This window comes from Mesorhizobium sp. BR1-1-3 (genome assembly GCF_020165455.1).
GTDB classification, from domain to species: domain Bacteria; phylum Pseudomonadota; class Alphaproteobacteria; order Rhizobiales; family Rhizobiaceae; genus Mesorhizobium; species Mesorhizobium ciceri.
In genome coordinates, this window is sequence record NZ_JAIUIC010000010.1 from 15,742 (window position 1) to 31,976 (window position 16,235).

Below are 16,235 nucleotides of genomic sequence, written 5' to 3' on the forward strand. Positions count from 1 at the left end.
CATCATCGGCGACCCAGCGGGATGCCAATTTGTCGGCGGCCAATCCGTCACGATCAGGCCGCCGCAAGGACGCCCAGTCCTGCTAGGCCGTAGACTGCGTCGGCGGGTTCTGGTTCATCATCCACAGCTCGATCGCAGCCAGAACCGCGACCAGAACGCCGATTACAACATGCACGCCCATGGCTGTGGTTGCCTGGAATCCAAGCACCCAGGGAGACACAACTACCCAAAGACCCACAACGAGGTTCAGCCATTCCTCCCAGACAGCAAAGGCGAAGAGGGCGGCAACCGAAAGCACGACAATCACGATGCCGCTGCCCATGGCATTCTGGGACTGTGTCCCCGCCGCGAAGGCGAATATCCATGGAGAGAAGAAGAGAATTGCTCCGAGGACCAGATTTGCTACGTCACAGAGCTTGGCGTTTGACCATTGGTTCATGATTTTCTCCATCAAGCGTGCTCTCCACGCTTCCGAAGCTCAATCGGCGGCCTTGAAACCGTCGGTCACATGGCGGCAAGGCTACAACCAGACTTGCTGGCTTTCTAACTGGAGAGCAGGCCGTTGGTTCCAACCAATCGGCCTGGCACGGCACCGGGAACTCTCCTCGCCGGGAGCATTCAGCCACTCCCGATCCGTTCGCGACATACAACGCGGCGGGAAGGTGCGAGGCGCAGTCGATTACCCATGTGATCGCCTCTCGATCATAGTCGTCACCCGGAGCGCCAGTCCTCGAAGAAGACGTTCAATGTAAGCGTGATGTGTTCGCGTTCTGGCAGCCTTCTGTGCCGCTTCCTTCCTGCCGCGGGTACCCTTGGTCCGGCGGCGGCCGCCCGCGCCATGGGCGCGCGTTGTCTCTGGGGACCATCGCGCCGAGGTTACAAATGAACCTATCCCAGCCTTTGGCTACCGACATCGACGACGCGCGGGGAGTCAGACGCTGCCAAACCTCGGAGATCGGGATCGATACCGGTTCACGACGGCTGATCAATGCGCATGGTTCGCATGCCGAAGCGGACGTCACGGCTGCGTGCAAATCGGCACTGGCTGCGGCGGCGGTGCCGGATGATCCTTCCTGTATTGGGCGATGATCGGCTCGAGGGTCTTTCGCGGCCAGAATTTCGGTGTGCCGATTTCCTTCAGGCAGGACGCGTTCCAATAGGTGCCCGGCTGTGAATGGTTGGCTGCGACCGCGGCGATGTCGCGCGATTCCGGGTAGATGTAGAGCGTCGTCGGATTGTCCTTGACCATCGGGATAATCTGCTGCGCATCCGCCGGCGACCAACTGGTGCAGCCATTGCTGCGACCGCCGGCATAATCCACCAGCTTGCCGAACGGTACGAAGCCGTCATGGTCGGCATGCGAGCTGTTCGGATTTTTGCGCAGGCACAGGCCGTGCAGCACCTGGGCCGCGTGGCCGCCGATCACCCGCTGCCTGGCGTTCGCGGCTTCGCCTTCGCCGTCGAACTGGATGAAGGTGCGCTGGAAAGCCACGTCCCGTTTCGCACCAGTGCGGTAATAACCCTTGAACGAGGTTTTCGCCTCGCGGGTCATATAGGCGCCGCCGGCCGTCAACGATGAATCCATCGCATTGCCGAAGTTCCTAGCGCACCGCTTGCCGTTCGAAAAATCGACGACGCCCTTCAGATTCCGCCCGCTGCCATGACCCGACGAAATCGCGCGGAAGGACTCGCTGGCCTCGCAGATGACGTAGTAGCGGCGGCCGAGCACGCCATTGCCCAGATCGCTGGGGCGTGTGGCATCCATGGCGAAGTAGCAGGGGTTCTTGACGGCCCCTTGGGCGACCTTCTTCCGATAAAGCGCGCGGGCACGTTCGAGGACAATTTGTGAGATCTGGCCGTCGCTGTTGCCGACATGGGCCTGCAGCCAGGCCGGAACGTCAGATGATGCGGCAAAGGATCGAGCCGACACCGTCACGGCGATGACGGCGACGAAAAAGCTGGCGACGACGCCCAGACAAACAGATCTCAACCGCACCGGATCAATTCTCCTGTCGAAGCGAATGGCTATTTCTTGCGGTATTGCCGCGAGAATCGATCATAGATGGCCTCGCATTATCAGGCGAAACACATCTTGTTTAGCGTGCCCGCATGAAGATCCGTAAAGCAGGTCGATGCATGCAAACGCCTACGCCGACATGCTGGCTCCAGGCTTGCGGCGGACGTCTTCGCATCCTTGAAGCAGGGCAACGAACTCGGGTTGGCGGGTTCCTTCGAGCTCGTCGGCGCGTTGGCTGACGGAGCATCAAACGAAAAACCCGCCTGTGCGGCGGGCCATTGGCGCAAATCAGCACCATGGACAAATATGTACCATAGATGAGTGCAGGGAGTCAAGAAAAAATTCCTATCGCGAAAAGCCGCGAGTTCGGAACCTGATCTCTTGAGTTCCGCGATTTTCGATACGCAGGGATTGAGCTATCATCTGATTCTGGCGTGGCTCACGCCTCCTCCCTCCGCCGGGAAAGCATCATCCATGCAGGGCTCTCTCATCACCGAACCAACTGTTCGAGCGCTTGGCATAAGGAGGGGTTGCGAAAACGGCTCGCACCAGGAGGTTTGTCATGAAGCTGTCCGCGCCCATCTATCATCTGAAGCGTCAAGCCAGGCTGTTGTCCCGCGAGGCCAAAATTCCGCTCCACGAAGCGCTTGATCGCGTTGCAGTACGGGAAGGCTTCGCCAGTTGGAGCCTGCTTGCGGCCAAGGCAGCCGGGGCGGCGCCTGCCGGCACACTGTTTGCGCAACTTGCGCCCGGCGATCTGGTCCTGGTGGGTGCACGACCCGGCCACGGCAAGACGCTGATGAGTCTCGAACTGGCAATCGAAGCCATGAAGTCCGGCAGTCGGGGCGTGTTCTTCACGCTGGAGTATACGCAGCGGGATGTGCTCGACCGGTTTCGAGCCATCGGGGCAGACCCGGTGCAGTTCAACGACCGGTTCGTGTTCGACAATTCCGACGCCATCAGCGCCGACTACATCGTCAAGGCATTGGGCTCGGCGCCGCGCGGCACGCTGGTGGTGATCGACTATCTGCAACTGCTCGACCAGAAGCGGCAAAATCCGGAGCTGATGGCGCAGGTTCGCACGCTGAAAGCGTTTGCCGGCGACAGGGGATTGATCCTCGTCTTCATCTCGCAGATCGACCGGTCCTACGACCCGGCGCAGAAGCCGGTTCCCGATATCGGCGATGTGCGGTTGCCGAACCCTCTGGATCTGTCGCTGTTCAACAAGACCTGCTTCCTGAACAAGGGCGAGATCCGGTTCCACGCGGCAGGCTGACGATCGGGTCAGCCAAGCCTTCATTGGGCGGCTGCCGGCAGATTCACGGGCTGCGCAAGCAATGCCGAGCCGTGCTGCGCCCGCAACGTATCGGCCGCCTGGCGAACCACTTCGGATATAAGCATCAGCTGTTTGGCGATCGGGCTTGTCTTGCGCCAGATCATGCCGATCGTCCGCGACGGTTGGGGGTTGGCAAAGTGGGCGACAGACACCGCCGCCGAGCGCGTCTCCACCGGCACGGCCATTTCGGGAATCAAGGTGACGCCGACACCGGCGCCGACCATTTGCACCAGGGTCGACAGCGAGCTGCCGTCCAGCAACTCCCTTGGCCGCGCCGAATGCATGTTGCAGAACGACAGCGCCTGATCGCGAAAACAATGGCCTTCCTCCAGCAGAAGCAGCCGCATCTCGCGCAGCATTTCGCGGTTGGGGACCGACTTTCCCTCGTCCTCGCCGGGCCGGACCAGCACGAAGTTCTCGGCAAACAGCACGATTTCCGTCAGCGAGGGTTCCGACACCGGCAAGGCGACGATGGCCGCGTCGAGCCGGCCGTCGGCCAGTTCCTGGATCAGCTTCTGCGTTTGCGTTTCGCGCACGTGGATATCGAGCCCGTCATGCATGCGGGCGAGGTTGCCGATGATGGCAGGCAGGAGGTAGGGTGCGATCGTCGGGATCACGCCGATGCGCAACCGTCCCACCAGCCGGTCGCGCGAGGCGCGGGCCAGATCCGTCAGCTCATCCACCGAGCGCAGGATGTCGCGGACGCGCAAGGCGAATTCCTCGCCGAAATTGGTCAGCCGGACCTGGCGTGGGCCTCTTTGGAAAAGCTCCGTGCCCAGCGTTTCCTCCAACTCCCGGATCTGCACCGAGATGGCGGGCTGCGAGATCGAGCAGGCATCGGCGGCGCGGCCGAAATGATTGTGCCGGGCCAGCGCCTCGAAATAACGCAGCTGCTTCAGCGTCAGGTTTGTCATAATGTCATCTTATCGCTGCAATCAGGAAATCCAACTTAAATTAATCAAGCGGCTTTGCTATAGGAGTCGTAACGAAGATGAGGAGCAGCCGGGACCGCCTGGTGAGGCGCATGCCCGCAGCAACAGGACATCCAACATATTCGGTCGCGTATCGGGCTCAGGTCATCGCGCCAGCCATGAAACGGACCGCCTACAGGGACATTTTTGTGTCCCTGTTCACGCAGCAGTTGAACAGCTCAACACAGCCACGATCGGAGAGAAGAACATGGACGCACAGACCGATGATCCCAGTGCCGGCAAATGCCCCGTTGCGCACGGATCCTCCAGCAGGACGAACCGTGACTGGTGGCCGAACCAACTGGACCTTGGCGTTCTGCATCAGCAGTCGAACCTTTCGGACCCGATGGGCGAAGAGTTCGACTATGCCGAGGAATTCAAGTCGCTCGATCTCGATGCGGTGATCAAGGACCTGCACCAGGTGATGACGGATTCGCAGGATTGGTGGCCGGCCGACTTCGGCCATTACGGGCCGCTGTTCATCCGCATGGCCTGGCACAGTGCCGGCACCTACCGCATCGGCGACGGCCGTGGCGGCGCCGGGGCCGGCCAGCAGCGTTTTGCTCCGCTCAACAGCTGGCCGGACAATGCCAATCTCGACAAGGCGCGCCGGCTGCTGTGGCCGGTCAAGCAGAAATATGGGCGCAAGATCTCCTGGGCCGACCTGCTGATCCTCACCGGCAACGTCGCGCTGGAATCGATGGGCTTCAAGACCTTCGGTTTTGCTGGCGGCCGCGCCGACGTCTGGGAACCCGAACAGGACGTCGATTGGGGTTCGGAAACCAAGTGGCTCGACGACAAGCGCTACTCCGGCGACCGCGAACTCCAGGGCCATCTCGGCGCCGTCCAGATGGGTCTGATCTATGTCAATCCGGAAGGGCCGAACGGCAAGCCGGATCCGCTGGCCTCGGCACGCGATATTCGCGAGACGTTCGGCCGCATGGCCATGAACGACGAGGAGACCGTGGCGCTGATCGCCGGCGGCCACACCTTCGGCAAAACCCACGGCGCCGGCGATGCCTCGCTTGTGGGTGCGGAGCCGGAAGGCGCCGGCATCGAGGCGCAGGGCCTCGGCTGGTCGAGCAAGCATGCCACGGGCATCGCCGGCGATGCCATCACCTCGGGCCTCGAGGTGACCTGGACCACGACGCCGACCAAGTGGAGCAACAACTTCTTCGACAATCTGTTCAACTTCGAATGGGAGCTGACCACGAGCCCGGCGGGCGCGCATCAGTGGACGCCGAAGGGCGGCGCCGGCGCCGGAACCGTGCCGGATGCCCACGATCCGTCCAAGCGCCGCGCGCCTGCCATGCTGACGACCGATCTCGCGCTGCGGGTCGATCCGGCCTACGAGAAGATCTCGCGGCGCTTCCATGAGCATCCGGACCAGTTCGCCGACGCGTTTGCCCGCGCATGGTTCAAGCTGACCCATCGCGACATGGGGCCGGTCGTTCGCTATCTCGGCCCGCTCGTGCCGAAGGAAGAGCTGATCTGGCAGGATCCGATCCCCGCGGTCGACCACGAACTGGTCGGCGAGCAGGACATTGCGTCGCTGAAGGCGAAGATCCTGGCATCGGGCCTGTCGGTTTCCGAATTGGTCTCGACGGCGTGGGCCTCGGCCTCGACGTTCCGCAATTCCGACAAGCGCGGTGGTGCCAATGGTGCACGCATCCGGCTGGCGCCGCAGAAGGATTGGGAGGTCAACCAGCCGGCGGAACTGTCGAAGGTGCTGGCCAGGCTGGAAGCCATCCAGAAGGAGTTCAACGCGGCACAGACCGGCGGGAAAAAGATCTCGCTGGCCGACCTCATCGTTCTCGGCGGTGTCGCCGCTGTCGAGAAGGCGGCGAAGGATGGCGGCCACGAGGCCAAGGTGCCGTTCACGCCCGGTCGCATGGATGCTTCACAGGAACAGACGGATGTCCATTCCTTTGCCGCGCTCGAGCCGAAAGTCGATGGCTTCCGCAACTATGTCAGGGGCAAGCAGCCGATGTCGGTCGAAGCCATGCTGGTCGACCGGGCGCAATTGCTGTCGCTGACCGCACCCGAAATGACGGTGCTGGTCGGCGGTCTTCGTGTGCTCGGCGCCAACACGGCCAACTCGAAGCACGGCGTGTTCACCGACCGGCCGGGTACGTTGACCAACGACTTCTTCGTCAACCTGCTCAGCATGAACACGATCTGGGATCCGGCCGCCGGCTCCGACGAAGTCTACGAGGCGCGTGACCGCAAGACCAAGGCGGTCAAGTGGACCGGCACCCGTGCCGACCTGATCTTCGGCTCGCACGCCCAATTGCGCGCGCTTGCCGAGGTCTACGGGTCGGCGGACGCCAAGGCGAAATTCACCAGGGATTTCATTGCGGCATGGACCAAGGTGATGAACGCCGACCGCTTCGACATCGCCTGAGATCGCTAAAGGTGCTCCGGCGCGGCCGCGCCGGATCGCCGGTCCTCCCAAGGACACAACGCCAGGGCCGCGTTTCCAGTGATGGGAGCGCGGCCTCTGTCGTATAGGGCCGCGCTTTGGTGGACCGTGCCTCCCTGGTCAAGCATGCTATTTTGTGGGCATCGCGTCTGCACCGGTGCACCATGATCGAAATCGTCAAACCCGCGCTCGAACATCTGCCGTCCTACAAGGCGGCACTCGAACGCGGCTGGTCGCCGGACAATGTGCGATTGCTGGAAGCGACGCGCGAGCAGCTTGCGGCAATCGAAAGGGATCCCGTGGCTTTTCTCGCCGACCTCGATGATCCCCAGGCCGGGGGCGGTCCGATCACCTTGCCCGACGGCAAAAAGGTGCCGCGCCTGCCGGGCTTCCGCCGCTGGATCTGGGACGGCGAGGCGTCGGGCTCGATCGGCTTTCGCTGGCAGAAGGGCACGTCGGACCTGCCGCCGCATGTGCTCGGCCATATCGGCTATGCGGTGGTGCCGTGGAAGCGGCGGCGCGGCTACGCTACACAGGCGCTGCGCCTGATGCTGGAGGAGGCGAGGGCGGTCGGCCTGACTCACGTCGAGATCACCGCCAAACCGGGCAATCCGGCCTCGCACAAGGTGATCCTGGCCAATGGCGGCAAGCTCGTCGAACGCTTTTTCGAGGACGCCGCCTATGGCGGAGCAGAAAGCTTGCGGTTCCGGATCGAGCTGTAGGATGTATCTCAACCATGCTCATCGGCGCACAGCGCATGATCCGACAGCGCGCGGATGACGTAGCAATCGCCGACCGTCTGGCCATTGCAGCACGTGGCGATGCGTTCGAGCTCGGCCTCGAGCCGCTTCAACTGGGCAATCTTTTCCCGCACCGAGATCAGTTGCTCCTCTGCGATCTTGTCGGCGTGGCCGCAGGGTTGCTCGGGGTGGCCGCTCAAATCGATCAGAGAGCGGATGTCCTCGACGGCGAAACCGAGATCGCGGGCGTGGCGGATGAAGGCCAACCGCTCCAGCTCCTGCCTGGAATAGCGGCGCTGGTTGCCTTCCGAGCGCTCGGGTGCGGCAACAAGGCCCATCTGCTCGTAGTAGCGGATGGTCGGCACCTTGACCCCGGTGCGGCGCGAGAGATCACCGATCGAAAACATGAATTGCCTCTTGAAGCTCTAGTGACTAGAGCAATTACAGTGCCTGACATCAGCGTTCAAGACCCATACGGCGACGCCGCGCGGGCAAGACAGACAGGTGATGTGATGACGGCGCCCCTCGACCAGGTAAAAATCAGGCAGACGCGGTTCAAGATCGGCGGCATGGATTGCGCCTCTTGCGCAACCAAGATCGATACGGCGGTGCGTCGCCTAGACGGCGTCGCCGATGTCTCGGTTTCGGTGACCGGTGTGCCAGCATGACGGTCAGCCATGGCGGCGCGTTGCCGGAAGACAGGGTGCTGCAGCAGGTTGCTCGGCTCGGCTACGGCATCGTCAGGGCCGAGGCACATGTATCGCCGATGTCAGACAAGGCGCACGCCGATCACGTCCACAATGACCATGAAGGCCACGATCATGCGAGCCACGATCCCGATCCCGATCATGGCCATTCCGAGACGGGGCAGGCGTGGTGGCGTTCCCGCCGGGCGGTGCTGACGCTCGCCTGCGCGGCAGCGCTTCTCGCCGCATACGGCATCGGCCATCTGTTCCCGGTGGCGGAACGCGGGGTGTTCCTGGCCGCGCTGTTGGTCGGCCTGGTGGCGATCGCACGGCGCGCGCTGATGGCGGCATTGGCCGGCACGCCGTTTTCGATCGAGATGCTGATGACCATCGCGGCGATAGGCGCCGTGATGATCGGTGCCACTGAAGAGGCCGCCGCCGTGGTGGTGCTCTTCCTGATCGGCGAGCTTCTGGAGGGTGTCGCCGCCGGCCGGGCGCGGGCGAGCATCCAGGGACTTGCCGGTCTGGTGCCGAAGACGGCCTTGGTCGAGCGCGCAGGCGGCACATCGGAGTGTCCCGCCGAAGACCTTGCGGTCGGCGACATCATCCTGGTGCGGCCGGGCGACCGCATCCCGGCCGATGGCGAGATCATCGAGGGCGCGAGCGAAATCGACGAGGCGCCGGTGACCGGCGAGAGCACGCCGAAGCGCAAGGGCGCTACGGACGCCGTCTTTGCCGGCACGATCAGCACCGACGGCGTGCTCAAGGTGCGGGTGACGGCGGCCGCTTCCGACAACACCATCGCCCGAATCGCGCGGCTGGTGGAGGAGGCGCAGGAAGCCAAGGCGCCGACAGAGCGCTTCATCGACCGCTTCTCGCGCACCTACACGCCGGCGGTGCTGGCGGTCGGTGCGCTGGTGGCATTGTTGCCGCCGCTGCTTGCCGGCGGCGACTGGAACGAATGGATCTACAAGGGCCTTGCGATCCTGCTGATCGGCTGCCCCTGCGCGCTGGTCATCTCGACCCCGGCGGCAATCGCCGCGGGCCTGGCGACCGGCGCGCGGCGTGGCCTGTTGATGAAAGGCGGTGCGGTGCTGGAAGGCTTTCGCCGGCTCACGGCGGTCGCCTTCGACAAGACCGGTACGCTGACCGCAGGCAAGCCTGTCGTCACCGACATCGTGGCGTATGGAAGGGATGAACGCACCGTGCTGGCGCTGGCGGCAGCACTGGAGCAGGGCTCCAGCCATCCGTTGGCGATGGCGATCCTGGACCGGGCCAAGGCCGACAAGGCGCCGGTGCCGCCGGCTCTCGCGGCGAAGGCAATCTCGGGCAAGGGTGTCGAGGGCAGCGTTGGCGGCGTCGCCGTCTTCCTCGGCTCCGGCCAGGCGGCGGGCGAACGCGCCGACATGACGCAAGCGCAGCGCCTCGCCGTCGACAGCTTCAACGGCCAGGGCAAGACGGTGTCAGTGCTGGTCGCCGATGGCGTGGTGGCCGGGCTGATTGCCATGCGCGACGAGCCGCGGCCGGATGCTGCGGCCGGGATCGCGGCGCTGGAGGCCGAGAGCATCCGCACGGTGATGTTGACCGGCGACAACAGTCGCACGGCGCAAGCCATCGCCGCTTCGCTCGGCATCGAGGCGCGGGCGGACCTGTTGCCCCAGGACAAGCAGCGCATCGTCGGCGAATTGCAGCGCGAGGGTTTCAAGGTCGCCAAGGTCGGCGACGGCATCAACGACGCGCCGGCGCTCGCGGCCGCCGATATCGGCATTGCCATGGGCGGCGGCACCGACGTGGCGCTGGAGACCGCGGACGCGGCGATCCTGCACGGCCGCGTCATGGACGTCGCGCGTATGGTGAAACTGTCGCGGGCGGTGATGGCCAATATCGGCCAGAACATCACCGTGGCGCTGGGGCTGAAGGCGGTGTTACTGGTCACCACCATTTTGGGCATCACCGGCCTGTGGCCGGCGATCCTGGCCGATACCGGCGCGACCGTGCTGGTCACCGCCAACGCCATGCGCCTGCTGCGCTGGCGCGGGTGAAGTGTTTTTGGTTGATCACGATCTTTTCGGAAAACCGGCGTCCACTTTCCGGATCGGGATCTACTCGGCTGGGGCTGTCAGCGGCGGCGTGGCGTTGCTGCGCCCTTCCCAGACATAAGAGGCGAGCGCCACTGCCACGGCGACCAGCATGGCGATGGCGCCGAGCAGCGGCAGGCTGCGGTAGCCATAGCCGCTGTTCAGCATCGCGGCGCCCAACGAAGCGGCCAGCGCGATGCCGACATTGAAGCCGGACGGAATGAGCGACGAAGCGAGGTTGGAAGCATCTGCCGTCCAGGCCAGGATGCGGGTCTGGATCGGCGTGCCGATGGCGAAGTTGAGACCGCCCCAGATGACGATCGCCACAACCATCGGCAGGGGATAGGGGCTGACGGCATAGATCACGCCAAGCGTCACCGCCTGCAGGGCCAGCATGGTGATCAATGACGGCATCAGCTTCCAGTCGGAGAGCTTGCCGCCGAGGAAGACTCCAAGGGTCGCGCCGACGCCGTTGAGCAGCAGCACCCACGGCACCAGGTTCTCGTCGAGACCGGTGACTTCGAGCAGTGTCGGGGTGATGTAGGTGAACAGGCCGAACTGGCCGATCATCAGCATCAGCATCAGGATCAGCGATGTCCAGACCTGCTGGCGGGCCAGCACGCGGACCTCGCGGGCGAAGCCGGCGGGCTTGGCCGATGAGCCGGTGGTGCGCGGCAAAAGGGCTGCCATGGCAAGCGTTGCCGCGACACCCAGCGCGCACATCACCCAGAAAGTCGCACGCCAGCCCCAGATGTTGCCGATCGCGGTGCCGGCCGGCACGCCGATGACGTTGGAGACGGTGAGGCCGGACAGGATGACGGCGACAGCCATGCCGCGCTGGTCCTCGCGCACGAGACCGACGGCGACGACCATGGCGACGCCGAAATAGGCGCCATGCGCGACCGCCACGGCAATGCGCAACAGAAGCATCGAGGTGAAATCGGGCGCCAGCGCGCAAGCCGCCTGGCCAATGGTGAAGGCGATGGCGAGGCCGAGCAGCAAGGTCTTGCGCGACAATGACTTGGTGGCGAGCGCCAGCAGCGGACCGCCGATGGCGATGCCGCCGGCATAGCCGGAGACGAGATAGCCGGCGGAGGGAACCGAGACGCCCAGGCCTTGCGCCACCTGCGGCAGCACGCCGGCAATGACGAATTCGGTGGTGCCGAAGGCAAAGGCGGCGATGAACAGGGCGATGAGCGGAAGCGACATGGGGAAGCCTTAGCTGGAAGCGCCTCAAACCACGGATGGGCTTTGCGGGCAATCCAGAAATTTTTGTCGCGAGTTTAGGTTTTCTTCAGTGGGGGCGAGGCGGTGAAGCGCCAATCTCCCCCCTTGTGGGGGAGATGGCCGGGGTAAAGGAAGCGCGCGAACCTATCCAAGCGCGCTCCCTTCCTCTCTCTCCGGAGGCCTCGTGGGGGATTGCTATTCTTCAGCTCGCTTTCAACCGCGACCCCGTCAGCAGGCCGCGCTCTTCAAGCACCGGATAGGCCATCGAGGCCAGCAGCGAATTGATCTGTTTCAGGTCGCGGATGGTGTCGAGATGGATCGAGCTGGTTTCGACGCTCTTGGCGGTGCCGTCGCGCAGCCGCACGAAATGGCTGGCGCTGGTTTCCTTTTCGCGGTCGCGCAGCCGGTCCTTTTCCAGCACCAGCTGACGGGCGGTCTCGGGATCGCGCGACACCAGAACGTTGAAGGCAAGCCGCGCATTGGCCAGAACCGAGCCATGGAAGGCGCACAGCTCGGCCCAGCCCTCGTCGGTGAATTCCAGTCCGCGCTCGAACTTCTTCTTCACATGCACCAGCATGTTGCGCACGATGATGTCGCCGACCTGCTCGAGCTTGACGCAGGCGCCGATCAGTTCCTGGCAGCGCAGCGCCTCGTCCTCGGTCAGCGGGTTCCTGGTCAGTTTGGCGAGGTAGAGCTTGATCGCGGCGTGCTTGCGGTCGACGCGGTCGTCGAGTGCGGCCAGCGCCTTGATCTTGTCGGCGTCGGCACTTTCATAGAGTTCGATGATACGCTTGAGCATGATCTCGATCGTCTCGCAGACCCGCACCACCTCGCGGGTGGCATTGGCCAGCGCCTGGCTCGGCACGTCGAGCGCGCTTTCGTTGAGCGCGGACAGCTCGACGACGTCAAGCGAGGCGGCCGGCACGGGCTTGGTGCCAAGTGCGACGATCTTCTCCGAAGCGCGGTAGACGAAGCCTGCCAGCGGCAGGCCGGCGAGCAGGATCAGCACATTGAACAGGATGTGGGCATTGACGATCTGGTCCGCCGCCGTCGAACCGAGAAAGGCGAAGTGCGGCCTGAAGATCATGACCAGGATCAGCATGACCAGCGAGCCAAGCCCGCGCATCAGGAGATTGCCGATCGGCACGACGCGCACTTCGGGGCTCGACGAGCGGGTCAGCATCGGCGCGATGATCGAGGAGCCGAGGTTGACGCCAAGGATGAGAACGACGCCAAGTTCGGGCGTGATCAGGCCACGGCCTGCCAGCGTCGCCATCAACAGCACCGCCGCGATGCTCGACTGGAACAGCCAGGTGATCAGTGCCGCCAGCAGATAGGCGGTGATGGAATCGGTCGAGAAGTAGTTGATGATGACCGGCATGAGCTGGCTGTTGCGCAGGGGCTCCGATGCCTGGCCGATCATCTCCAGCGACAGGATCAGAAGGCCGATGCCGACCAGGATGCGGCCGGACTGGCGCCAGTCGCGCCGCTCGGTGGCCATGAACATGACCGTGCCGGTGATCAGGCACAGCGGCACCAGCAAGGTGAGGTCGAAGGTCAGCAGCTTGACCACCAGCGCCGAGCCGATCTCGGCGCCGCGCACCGCCAATTGGCCCGCGGCGCCAGAGACGATGCCAGAGCCGGCGAAGGAGCCGACCAGCAGCGTGACGGCGGTGGAGCTCTGCAGGGCGATGGCAAGGCCGGTGCCGGCCAGCACCGCCATGATCGGATTGCGCATGGTGGCGCGGAGGCGATGGCGCAGCACGTCGCCATAGGCGCGTTCAACGCCGGTCTTCACCATGCGGGTGGCAAACAGCATCAGCGCCACGGCGCCGGCCAGATGCAGAAGGACGACGGACCCGCTCATTTCGTCCCCCGCATGCAAACAGGGCGCCCGCCCTGTTTTGCGTGGCGATCAGAAGGAAAAACGAGGGAACGAATCATGTTCATGGCGGTGACTTATAATAGCTCGAATATTTTAGCCGGATAATAAAATCTTGTCGATTTCAAGGGCCGTTGCCGCGCGACAGGCGGTGTCGGAGAATGGACGGACGCGCAAATGGTTGCATTGCGGGGCGGGCGCGAAGCGGCGGATAGGCCGAGTTTGCGGTGCGACTGGCTCCTGCCTTTGCGATCATGTTCAGCTTCCTTGGGTAAATCAAGGAATCCATTACATAATTGTAATGCGTGCGTTCAGTTTCGGTTCATCGATGGGCAGCTACTGCTTCGATATCGACAACCAAGGAGACTTCTCATGAAACGCATCGTCCTTTCCGCACTCGCTTTCTCGATGCTGGCCGCCACGTCGCTCACCGGCCAGGCCGCACCGCTGAATGCGCCGAACGCGCCGCAGTCGAACTACAGCCAGGTCGACTGGCAGAAGCCCGGCCACCACAGCGATGTGAGGAAGCGCGTTTACAAGAAGAAGGTCGTCGTCGTGAAGCGCAACAACTGGCGGCATGGCCAGAAATATTCCGGCTGGAAGCGCCATCAGCCGATCCGCGACTATGGCCGCTACGGCCTGCATCGCCCCGGCCGCGGCCAGGAATGGATCCGCGTCGGCAACGACTATGTCCTGGTCGGCATCCTCTCCGGCGTCATCTTCGGCGCGCTTGCCGCGCATTAATCGGCACCTTGCCGGACATTGAAAAGGGAGGCGGCCCGCTACGGCCGCCTTTCTTTTTGCCTGTGGAAACCGGGTATGGCCCGCATTAAGGGTCGTCGGATTTCGCGGGCGTGATTATATAATCGGGAAACGAGTTCCCCGATGCGCTTTCCACCCGCCTTCCTCGACGAGATACGCGACCGCGTGCCGATTTCATCGGTGATCGGCCAGCGCGTCGCGTGGGACCGCAAGAAGACCAACGCGCCGCGCGGCGACTATTGGGCGTGCTGCCCGTTTCATGGCGAGAAGAGCCCTTCCTTCCACTGCGAGGACAAGAAGGGCCGCTACCACTGTTTCGGCTGTTCGGTCTCGGGCGATCATTTCAAGTTCCTCACCGAACTGGACGGGATGAGCTTTCCCGAGGCGGTCGAGAAGATCGCCGACATGGCCGGGGTGCCGATGCCGGTCCGCGACGCGCAGGAGGAGCGGCGCGAAAAGGAACGCGCCAGCCTGACCGACGTCATGGAGATGGCGACCGCCTTCTTCCAGGAACGGCTGCAGGGACCGGAAGGCGCCAAGGCGCGTGCCTATCTGCGCGACCGCGGCCTGACGCCGGCGACGCAGCAATCGTTCCGGCTCGGTTTTGCGCCCGACAGCCGCAATGCGCTGAAGGAGCATCTCGCCGCCAGGGGCGTGCCGAAAGCCGATATCGAGGCCTGCGGACTGGTGCGCCACGGCGACGACATCCCGGTTTCCTATGACTGGTTCCGCGACCGCATCATGTTTCCGATCCCGGATTCCAGGGGGAAGATCATCGCCTTTGGCGGCCGCGCGCTGCAGCCCGATGCGCTGGCCAAATACATGAACTCGCCCGACACCGAGCTCTTCCACAAGGGCAACGTGCTTTATAATTTCGCCCGCGCCCGCAAGGCCTTGGCCAAGGGCGGCACGGTCATCGCCGTCGAAGGCTATATGGATGTCATCGCGCTGGCGCAGGCCGGCTTCGAGAATGTCGTGGCGCCGCTCGGCACCGCGCTTACCGAGAACCAGCTCGAGCTGCTGTGGCGCATGGCGCCGGAGCCGATGTTATGCTTCGACGGCGACAAGGCCGGGTTGAAGGCCGCGTGGCGGGCCGCCGACATGGCGCTGCCGTCGGTGCAGGCCGGCCGCTCGGCGCGTTTCGCGCTGCTGCCGGAAGGCAAGGATCCCGACGATCTGGTCAAGGCCGAAGGACCGGATGCGTTTCGTAGCGTTCTGGCCGAGGCGCGGCCGCTGGTCGACCTTTTATGGATGCGTGAGACGGCGGGCGGCGTCTTCGATACGCCGGAGCGGCGGGCCGAGCTCGAGAAGACGCTGCGCGAACTGACCAGCCGCATCCGCGATGAAAGTCTCCGCTACCATTATCAACAGGAGATGCGCGAGCGCGTGTTGAGCTTCTTCGGCTCGCAGCGCGGCACCAGGCAAAGCGGCCGCCAGGATGGGCGCCCGGGCCAGGGCAAGGCAGCCGCTCCCGGCGGGCAGTTCGCCAAGAGCGGTGGCGGCCGCATTGCGATCACCGAAAGTCTCGGCCAGTCGGCTTTGGTCAAACGCGGCGGCGAGGGGATGTCGGTGCGCGAGGCGACGATCATCGTCGCATTGGTCAACCATCCGGCACTGATCGACGAGAATTTCGCCCATATCGAGTTTCTCGATCTTGCCAACTCCGATCTGAGGCGGCTGCATGCGGCAATCCTCGATGCAATGGCGCATGACATGGCCAATGACCGGCAGGCGGTGATTGCGACGATCGAACGCGCCGGCTGCGCCGAGATCTGGGAGCGGGCGGTCGGCCTGATCCGGCGAATGCGGCAATGGCCGGCGCTGGAGACCGCCGCCCTCGAAGATGCCCGCGATGCTTTCAGCCAGGCGCTGCACTTGCAGCGCAGCGCGCGCACCTTACATAAGGAACTGAAACAGGCGGAAGCGGCGCTCGCCACCGATCCCACAGACGAAAACTACCGGCACCTGATCGAAATTCAGGCGCAATTCCAGGATGTGCAAGCCACGGAAGCGCTGATCGAAGGGTTTGGCGTCTCCTCGGGCAGGGCAGGGCGAGCTTAGTTGGAAGCGAGTGAATTGAGAAAGCGTCGTTGCGCGTCGAAATGGCGCGTAAC

At 63.9% G+C, this 16,235-nt stretch carries 11 protein-coding genes and 1 pseudogene; 6 read left to right on the top strand and 6 right to left on the bottom strand.

Annotated elements, in window-relative coordinates; translation table 11 throughout:
* Positions 1-82: 82 nt before the first annotated feature.
* Both LB559_RS21440 and LB559_RS21445 read right to left on the bottom strand, forming a co-directional pair.
* Entirely contained in the window at positions 83-439 is a 357-nt protein-coding gene (locus LB559_RS21440; protein WP_027162069.1) for an SPW repeat protein, read from the bottom strand.
* Between the two features lie 579 nt (positions 440-1,018).
* A complete protein-coding gene (locus tag LB559_RS21445; protein WP_224674923.1) occupies positions 1,019-1,996 on the bottom strand; it encodes a murein L,D-transpeptidase catalytic domain family protein in 978 nt (325 codons plus the stop codon).
* A gap of 583 nt (positions 1,997-2,579) precedes the next feature.
* Here LB559_RS21445 and LB559_RS21450 point away from each other — a divergent pair.
* Positions 2,580-3,293, top strand: a complete 714-nt coding sequence (locus LB559_RS21450) for a DNA helicase (protein ID WP_013530139.1) — start codon at positions 2,580-2,582, stop codon at positions 3,291-3,293.
* Positions 3,294-3,313: 20 nt separating this feature from the next.
* Here LB559_RS21450 and LB559_RS21455 read toward each other — a convergent pair whose 3' ends face one another.
* Entirely contained in the window at positions 3,314-4,267 is a 954-nt protein-coding gene (locus LB559_RS21455; RefSeq protein ID WP_224674924.1) for a hydrogen peroxide-inducible genes activator, read from the bottom strand.
* A 265-nt stretch (positions 4,268-4,532) separates the two neighbouring features.
* On the opposite strand from LB559_RS21455, the gene katG reads away from it, so the two are divergent.
* Both katG and LB559_RS21465 read left to right on the top strand, forming a co-directional pair.
* Positions 4,533-6,728, top strand: a complete 2,196-nt coding sequence (katG, locus tag LB559_RS21460) for a catalase/peroxidase HPI (RefSeq protein ID WP_224674925.1) — start codon at positions 4,533-4,535, stop codon at positions 6,726-6,728.
* Between the two features lie 182 nt (positions 6,729-6,910).
* A complete protein-coding gene (locus tag LB559_RS21465) occupies positions 6,911-7,468 on the top strand; it encodes a GNAT family N-acetyltransferase (RefSeq protein WP_224674926.1) in 558 nt (185 codons plus the stop codon).
* An 8-nt stretch (positions 7,469-7,476) separates the two neighbouring features.
* On the opposite strand, the gene LB559_RS21470 is transcribed toward LB559_RS21465, so the two are convergent.
* The gene (locus LB559_RS21470) at positions 7,477-7,893 is read right to left on the bottom strand and encodes a MerR family transcriptional regulator (protein ID WP_013530143.1); all 417 of its coding nucleotides are present in this window, start codon (positions 7,891-7,893) and stop codon (positions 7,477-7,479) included.
* 105 nt (positions 7,894-7,998) lie between these two features.
* Between LB559_RS21470 and LB559_RS21475 the strand changes: the two are divergent.
* A pseudogene (locus LB559_RS21475) lies at positions 7,999-10,214 on the top strand (heavy metal translocating P-type ATPase).
* A 60-nt stretch (positions 10,215-10,274) separates the two neighbouring features.
* On the opposite strand, the gene LB559_RS21480 reads toward LB559_RS21475, so the two are convergent.
* Complete coding sequence (locus LB559_RS21480) at positions 10,275-11,459, bottom strand: MFS transporter (protein ID WP_013530145.1); 1,185 nt, start codon at positions 11,457-11,459, stop codon at positions 10,275-10,277.
* Positions 11,460-11,679: 220 nt separating this feature from the next.
* Positions 11,680-13,344: a Na/Pi cotransporter family protein gene (locus LB559_RS21485; RefSeq protein WP_013530146.1), complete on the bottom strand. Its 1,665-nt coding sequence runs from the start codon at positions 13,342-13,344 to the stop codon at positions 11,680-11,682.
* Between the two features lie 387 nt (positions 13,345-13,731).
* On the opposite strand from LB559_RS21485, the gene LB559_RS21490 reads away from it, so the two are divergent.
* Positions 13,732-14,103, top strand: a complete 372-nt coding sequence (locus tag LB559_RS21490) for an RcnB family protein (protein WP_013530147.1) — start codon at positions 13,732-13,734, stop codon at positions 14,101-14,103.
* A 141-nt stretch (positions 14,104-14,244) separates the two neighbouring features.
* Positions 14,245-16,182 carry a DNA primase gene (gene dnaG, locus LB559_RS21495; protein ID WP_063168778.1) on the top strand — a complete coding sequence of 646 codons (1,938 nt, stop codon included), beginning with the start codon at positions 14,245-14,247 and terminating at the stop codon, positions 16,180-16,182.
* Positions 16,183-16,235 lie beyond the last annotated feature (53 nt).

Excerpts from the sequence above, each read along its gene's own strand:
- LB559_RS21440 (WP_027162069.1), bottom strand. The coding sequence starts at position 439 with ATGAACCAATGGTCAAACGCCAAGCTCTGTGACGTAGCAAATCTGGTC.
- LB559_RS21450 (WP_013530139.1), top strand. The coding sequence starts at position 2,580 with ATGAAGCTGTCCGCGCCCATCTATCATCTGAAGCGTCAAGCCAGGCTG.
- LB559_RS21455 (WP_224674924.1), bottom strand. The coding sequence starts at position 4,267 with ATGACAAACCTGACGCTGAAGCAGCTGCGTTATTTCGAGGCGCTGGCC.
- katG (WP_224674925.1), top strand. The coding sequence starts at position 4,533 with ATGGACGCACAGACCGATGATCCCAGTGCCGGCAAATGCCCCGTTGCG.
- LB559_RS21465 (WP_224674926.1), top strand. The coding sequence starts at position 6,911 with ATGATCGAAATCGTCAAACCCGCGCTCGAACATCTGCCGTCCTACAAG.
- LB559_RS21470 (WP_013530143.1), bottom strand. The coding sequence starts at position 7,893 with ATGTTTTCGATCGGTGATCTCTCGCGCCGCACCGGGGTCAAGGTGCCG.
- LB559_RS21480 (WP_013530145.1), bottom strand. The coding sequence starts at position 11,459 with ATGTCGCTTCCGCTCATCGCCCTGTTCATCGCCGCCTTTGCCTTCGGC.
- LB559_RS21485 (WP_013530146.1), bottom strand. The coding sequence starts at position 13,344 with ATGAGCGGGTCCGTCGTCCTTCTGCATCTGGCCGGCGCCGTGGCGCTG.
- LB559_RS21490 (WP_013530147.1), top strand. The coding sequence starts at position 13,732 with ATGAAACGCATCGTCCTTTCCGCACTCGCTTTCTCGATGCTGGCCGCC.
- dnaG (WP_063168778.1), top strand. The coding sequence starts at position 14,245 with ATGCGCTTTCCACCCGCCTTCCTCGACGAGATACGCGACCGCGTGCCG.